This window comes from Natronosalvus rutilus, from assembly GCF_024204665.1.
Classification (GTDB): Archaea; Halobacteriota; Halobacteria; order Halobacteriales; family Natrialbaceae; genus Natronosalvus; species Natronosalvus rutilus.
Genome location: NZ_CP100357.1, coordinates 120098 through 126734, shown reverse-complemented (window position 1 = coordinate 126734; position 6637 = coordinate 120098). Strand labels below are relative to the sequence as shown.

The following is a 6637-nucleotide window of genomic DNA, read 5'->3' as shown; positions in this document are numbered from 1 at the left end:
ATGTTAAATCCAGTGGCGAGTGTGCTAAGCATCGATCTAATGCTATTCGTAGCAATCGCGTTCGTAGTTGAGGGGTCCGGAGGGAATTCCTCGATGTTAGTTGCCCATTTAGTGCGATCTTCGGAACAATAGCGATTTTCGGAGTGCTTCTAATCCCGTTCTTGGGTCGATAACGCTACTCCTTGTCTTCGACGCGATCTCGAGCCAGCGACGCCCGTCCCGCCTCGGTCGCCGGCCAGTCCTTGCGTCGGAACTCGCCAGAATGTTCGGTGTTGACGTGCTCGGCCAACTCGGCAGCGCCGCCAGTCGAGTGCGAACAGTCCGGTGACGGGCAGACGAACGATCGTGGAGTCATCGTTTCGGGGTTGTTTCCCCGGGTGGATAAGCTAGTTGCAGACGATCGCGTTCCCGTTGAAGTCGCAGATTGCGCCAACTACCACGAATTCCCATACGAAGATTGCGAAGATGCTTGCTAACAGGAATGCGACGACCAGTGCGAGTTCTCTTTCCATGGATGCCAACTTGTAGAAGAAAGTAAATGTATTTTCTGGAGACATTTTAGATTCTTGTGCATGATATTTTGTTGTCGGCCGCTCACTGCTTTGTCGACGACATGATCTCGAGCCACGGGTCCCGGTTCGCCTCCTCGATCCGGTCAAGGGCGTGACGCTCACAGAAGTACTCGACGCGCTGGGTAACCCGTCGGCGGTTTTTGACGTTGAATCGGTAGTCGGAGGTCAGGTCGCAGTCACGCCACTCGCACGAGAGCATACGCGCTCGTTCGCTGTACTGGGTTGAAACAGTCCGCCTCGGGACGAAAGTGGAGGTCACAGCCAATAGGAGACTATACTGGCCCGAATTATGGTGGGGTGAAGTGCATGATCAGACCTACAGCGGTAGGATCGTCTCGGGCGACTATGCGAACGGGGTGTGGTCTGATACTAGTGCATCGATGAACACGAGGCAGGTTCACTTTCACCGTACTACGCGAGTCCTTTTTGCCGTCGATGCCCTTCCATCCACATGGTTTCCGAGAGTACCTGCGTCGCTCACATCACGAGAGAGGTATGGTCTCCAAACCTCGAACGGGAGGGGCGGTAACGATGGCATCGCAGTCCTCCAATGACGTCATTCCCGAACCGGCTCACTCCCGCTTGGAGACCCGTCAGACGCTCGATCGGGTCACATTCCGTGCGACCGATGAACAGCTCGAAGCGCTCGAGTCGCTCGTCGACGCCGATATCTACCACATCCGGAGCCAGGCGATCCGAGCCGGGATTCAACGGTTACTCGAGGAGCACGCTCAAGCCGACGTCGACCACGAGAGCCGGTGACTTCGAGGTTATACTGTTCAGCGCACCTGTGATATGGTACTCACGGGTGTCTTGATGACCGATATGCTGGCTAGAGAGCCAGTCCCTAACTAGGCCAGTTTGAGCCATGAGCAGGTCGTGTAGTTAGAGTGGATAGATTTTGTTGAAGCACTTAGAAATTGACAGGAGGTGCCTGCTGCATATAGAGCATAGATGCAGCACAGCAGATTCGTTTGTTTCACAATCCCAGGCCGGAACCAACTGATACACACAGATACGAACTGACCGCTGAGATCTCCAATAGCCCTCTTACTCGTAATAGACTTGCAACTTGTCTCCGTCGATGTGTACCTCGTACTCAGTGATCATGAACGAAATCGAGATCGTGCTCTTGTCGGTAACAAGTGCATCAAGCGCTTCTGGGTCAACAAAATCATATAGGGTACCGTCCACTTCGTCTGAGAGATTAACTGGCCGTACGTCTTCCAGTGAAGCAAGCGCATTGATGACGGCCATGCTCGGGTCCACATCCGACCAATCATATCGCGTCTGAACCGACTCAGTCGCTGTCATAGTTCCACGTCCCAGAGTAGGACTGGACTCGGATATATTTGGCGTCGGAGCCATCGTGATGGATTTGCGCGTAGCTCCCTGTAGCAACTTCTGCACCGTTCCGGTATGCGCTTTGTAGGGGGGTGGTGAGCGCTTGTGCTAACTCTGCCTTGGAGGTAGGCGAATCAATTGCCATTATCTGTTTCACAATATCGGTGCAATAAATAAAGCCAAACGGCATGATACACAATGGTTAGTGAATAACGATCAGCCAATCAACTGTAATGATGCCCTGAAATTGCCGGGTTCACGTTTTATGCCTTCACGAATCGGTCTCTACTACGGCCTGGAAGTGTAACGGTATGAGTAACACTGGTAAGGAAGATACTCGGACAATAGCGCTCTGTACGACGTGTGGCTCAATGTATGCCGCACGAGAGAAACCCGATGGAACGGTCCTCCCGATCGGGAGGAACGGATGTTCGTGTGAGAATGCCGTGTTCAAAAAAATAGCTTTGAAGCTCGAAGCCGATGAAACTGGACCGGATTAGATACCTGATTGATCAAGGTCTTTCTTGAACGTATCGTCTTCCCTGAATAGAACGGTGGTTAGAAAGTGCAACACAAACCATAGACTGTGCAGGGTTCCTTTCACTCAGATAACCACACAATATATAAGTACATGTCAGGTGTTTTCACTCAACATGAAGTGTCAGTTTAGAGATTGGCTCCCACTTCGTGCGACATTCGCGCTCTGTATGCAGCACCAGCTCAGCAGACTATCGTTTTTCTGGCAGCTCGAGGCTGCTGCATACAGAGGATCAAGTCAGCACAGCGGTCTTGATATCAAAGACGCCAACCCTTACCACTCGCGCACGATTCTTGTAGATGGGCGTGCCTCTGACCACGACTGAGGCCGATGGACAGACGAGGTGTTCTGTTAGCCGAGGAGTGAAAACAAGGCATAGGACCCCACGAGCGACATCATCGGCGTGATCACCCAGAGTGTCACGACGCGAGCTGCCGCTGCGTGGTGGAACAGGCCTTCGGCGGACAGTTCTTCTGGGTCTTTTTCGCCGATGCTAGACACACCATCCCCGGATGCGTGCTGTCTGTCCGGGTGAGGAGTCTCGCCTTCAGCGAGTTCGCCCACAGTCGGGCCCGAATTGACCCCCTTGTTGCCTTCAACTGGGTGAAGTTTGAGTGCACCAGTCGTAAACTTTGGAGCGGATTCATCGGCAGGGGACTGTGTGACTATTTCTGCGAGCGTCCGCGCTCGGCTTGCACGGCCCCACCCGAGTCCAATAATACAACTGGTCGTACTCACGGCGAGACTGGCTGGAATTCCGAGCCACGATAGGACGGTGATAATCGTCGCACCCACGGTCGAAACAATGAGCGCTGCCAGAATCGGCATCTTAGTAATATCGTTGCCAACGGTCGCCAGCGTCCGCCGGGCAATCGTGAAGCCGCCCACGCTGATGGCCCCGATTGCGAGGAGAATCGCCGGGCTGGGGTCAAGGGAACCGTTACCGACAAGCGGGGCGACTGCGTTCGCCGCGTTCGAGGCCCCGGCACTGAACCCCATGTAGCAGGCAATTGCCACCACAAGCGCCGACCCGATCAGATCCCGAGGCGAGACGTTATCGTTGACCGATAGCCGTGGGAGCCTCCCCTGGGTATCGATTGCGATCAACGGGTTCGTAAGGCGACCAAATTCGAATTTGGCGTCAAGGTGCGGGTACAGATATCTGCCGATAAACGCACCTGTGAAGACGGCGATCAGTGGGGCGACGATCCATGCCGACAGGATGGTAAACATCAGCGCAGTGTTGAGCGTCCCCGTTGCCAATCCGAGTCCGACGATTGCTGCGACGGCTGTCATCGAGGTTGACGCCGGGACACCGTAGAGGTTCGAGATCAGGAGTGCGAGCCCGGTAAAAAAGAGGACACCAACGCTCGCTGCGGGTGTAAAGGCTGCTGCATCGACGATTTCGGTACTCATCGTCGTGATGACCTTCCGTCCAATCGTCCACGCTCCGAGGAACGCAAACACGGTAAACAGTGTCCCGGCAGTGACTTTTCTGACGGCCCGGCTGCCAACTGCCGGACCGAAGGCAACACCGGTTGATGACCCGCCGATATTGTACCCGACGAACACCGCCACCAGCAATCCCACGAGAATTAGTAATTCTGCCACGTGCGTGTGCTCGGTTCGCACGCGAAAAAATAGTGCCGTTTCGCTGCTGAACTGTTGGCTACGACCGATAGACACAGTAACACGAAGATTTAGCACTTCACAACTGAAGTCCCACTAGTCTCTACCGATTCGTCTCCACACGGGTTGCTCAAAGATCAGTGACCGATATGCGCTGTGTATTCAGCATTGTCTAAATGTCTTACCAGAATACAGTCAGGACCGTCGTGCGAGATACAGAGAATGAGTTCAGCACGGCACTCTCGTTTAGTCCACACGTTCAGGCCGAAACCAACCGCTACATGCAACTGCGTACTGTTCGATGTCCTCCAGTACATGACACTCAGATTACGCAGTCACCATAGCTGCTTATGGAGCGAGGAGATGTCTCTCCTCTATGACCGACTCGAATAGCGACGAGGTCGACCCAACAGCACCAGACCAGCGGGAGATCGGCCGCGAAATGGTTGACGACAGCACGGGACTCGGTTCGGTGATGGCCCACGCCTACCGCGGAGAGATCGACCGAGTGGGGACGTGGCGCCAGCGCCTCGACGAGACGACGACGTGGGCGGTGACGCTGATGGCAGCCATCTTGACGTGGGCGTTTTCGAGTACCGATAACCCACACTATATCTTGCTGATCGGGATCGTCGTCGTCACCGTCTTTCTGGGCATCGAAGCACGGCGGTACCGGGACTACGACGTCTTTCGCTCTCGCGCTCGAGTCATCCAGGAAAACCTGTTCGCAAACGCCCTCGACCCGTCCCAAGGCACTGAAAGCCACGACTGGCGAGCGGAACTGAGCAGGGACTATCGCCGGCCGACGCTGAAAGTCTCGTTCTACGAAGCACTCGCAAACCGGCTCCGGCGTGTGTACCTTGCTCTGCTCAGTATCCTATTGATCGCGTGGGTCTTCAGGATTACAGCGTTCGCGCCGCGCCAGGACTGGCTGACAACCGCTGGAATCGCCCGTATCCCCGGGATTGCTGTGGTTGCCGTTGTGGGCGTGTTCTACGTTGTACTGCTGGGCGTCACCTTCTGGCCCCGTGAGCGCCATGCCAAGGGTGAATTCCGTGAAGGGGACCCGGACGATTGGAAAGAAACATACCGGTAAATACATTGACAGCAGTCGGTCACCCGCGAACCACTTAGAGGATTTTAGTCATTGGGACGAGATGTATAGCTATGGACACACCACAATCGAACGGCAGTACTTTCTGGGAGTATCGATGGTAGACGTTGCGCTCTCGGCGGCACAACTCGCCTTAGCGTTGATTCTCGTGGTCTTAAACGGCTTTTTTGTCGCTGCAGAGTTCGCCTTCGTTCGGATTCGGGGGACATCGGTCGACCAGCTCGTCGAAGAGGGGCGGCCCGGCTCGGGGACGCTCCAGGAGGTGATGACGAATCTCGACAACTACCTCGCCACGACACAACTCGGCATCACCATCGCCTCGCTCGGATTAGGATGGGTCGGCGAACCCGCAGTGGCGGCGCTCATCGAGCCCATCCTGGAATCGGTTCTCCCGGCGACTCTCATCCATCTCGTCGCGTTCGCAATCGGCTTTAGTATCATCACGTTTCTCCACGTCGTCTTCGGAGAACTCGCCCCGAAGACGCTCGCAATCGCCCAGACCGAGCGACTCTCGCTGTTCCTCGCCCCGCCAATGAAGGCCTTCTATTACCTACTCTATCCGGGCATTGTCGTCTTCAACGGGGCGGCCAACGCGTTCACGCGGTCGCTCGGTGTGCCGCCCGCTTCCGAAACGGATGAGACACTCGGTGAGCGGGAACTCCTTCGGGTACTAACACAATCCGGTGAGGGAGGGGGCATTGACGTGGCAGAAGTGACGATGATCGAGCGCGTCTTCGACCTCGACGATATCGTGGTGCGGGAGGTCATGGTCCCACGACCGGACGTGGTGAGCGTTCCGGCGGATGCCACCCTATCCGAACTGCATTCGATCGTTTTAGAGGCCGGACACACGCGCTATCCGGTTCTCGATGCCAACGACGGTGATCAGGTGGTTGGATTCGTCGATGTCAAGGACGTGCTGCGAGCAGAGGTGACCGGTGGGGATGCCGAGAGAGTTGGTGACATCGTCCGCGAAATTCGCATCGTCCCGGAGACGATGGCAATTAGCGACCTCCTGATACAGTTCAGGGAGGATCGACAGCAGATGGCCGCAGTCATCGACGAGTGGGGAGCATTCGAGGGGATTGCAACGGTTGAAGACATCGTTGAGGCCCTCGTTGGAGACCTTCGAGACGGGTTTGATCTCGATAAGCGGGAACCGTCGATACGGCGGCGCGACGATGAGGGGTACGACATTGACGGCGGAGTCCAATTGTCGAAAGTGAATGATATCCTCGCTGGGGACTTCGAAAGCAAGGAAGTCGAAACGATCGGTGGACTGGTGCTCGAACAACTCAACCGCGCACCAGAACCTGGCGACCGCGTCGAGGTCGCCGGTCACGTCGTTGAGGTAACGAGCATCGAGGGGGCCCGAATTTCGACGGTATGGGTCCAAGAAAGAGATATCGATGATCCAGCGGTGGACTAAATGGGTATGGA

The 6637-nt window shown here is 55.7% G+C and carries 8 protein-coding genes; 3 read left to right on the top strand and 5 right to left on the bottom strand.

Going from position 1 to position 6637, the window contains the following annotated elements; genetic code table 11:
• Positions 1-175 precede the first annotated feature (175 nt).
• The 3 genes from NGM29_RS20610 to NGM29_RS20605 form a co-directional block, all read right to left on the bottom strand.
• Positions 176-355, bottom strand: a complete 180-nt coding sequence (locus NGM29_RS20610) for a hypothetical protein (RefSeq protein WP_254161354.1) — start codon at positions 353-355, stop codon at positions 176-178.
• A 31-nt stretch (positions 356-386) separates the two neighbouring features.
• A complete protein-coding gene (locus NGM29_RS21235; protein ID WP_256548203.1) occupies positions 387-512 on the bottom strand; it encodes a hypothetical protein in 126 nt (41 codons plus the stop codon).
• A gap of 82 nt (positions 513-594) precedes the next feature.
• Complete coding sequence (locus NGM29_RS20605) at positions 595-771, bottom strand: hypothetical protein (RefSeq protein ID WP_254161352.1); 177 nt, start codon at positions 769-771, stop codon at positions 595-597.
• Positions 772-1103: 332 nt separating this feature from the next.
• On the opposite strand from NGM29_RS20605, the gene NGM29_RS20600 reads away from it, so the two are divergent.
• Positions 1104-1334, top strand: coding sequence for a ribbon-helix-helix domain-containing protein (locus NGM29_RS20600; protein WP_254161350.1), 231 nt, complete (start codon positions 1104-1106; stop codon positions 1332-1334).
• 288 nt (positions 1335-1622) lie between these two features.
• Here NGM29_RS20600 and NGM29_RS20595 read toward each other — a convergent pair whose 3' ends face one another.
• A complete protein-coding gene (locus tag NGM29_RS20595) occupies positions 1623-1886 on the bottom strand; it encodes a HalOD1 output domain-containing protein (protein ID WP_254161348.1) in 264 nt (87 codons plus the stop codon).
• A gap of 919 nt (positions 1887-2805) precedes the next feature.
• Positions 2806-4065, bottom strand: coding sequence for an inorganic phosphate transporter (locus NGM29_RS20590; RefSeq protein WP_254161346.1), 1260 nt, complete (start codon positions 4063-4065; stop codon positions 2806-2808).
• 394 nt (positions 4066-4459) lie between these two features.
• Here NGM29_RS20590 and NGM29_RS20585 point away from each other — a divergent pair, with 394 nt between their 5' ends.
• Entirely contained in the window at positions 4460-5179 is a 720-nt protein-coding gene (locus NGM29_RS20585) for a DUF2270 domain-containing protein (protein ID WP_254161344.1), read from the top strand.
• A 115-nt stretch (positions 5180-5294) separates the two neighbouring features.
• A complete protein-coding gene (locus NGM29_RS20580) occupies positions 5295-6626 on the top strand; it encodes a hemolysin family protein (protein WP_254161489.1) in 1332 nt (443 codons plus the stop codon).
• Positions 6627-6637 lie beyond the last annotated feature (11 nt).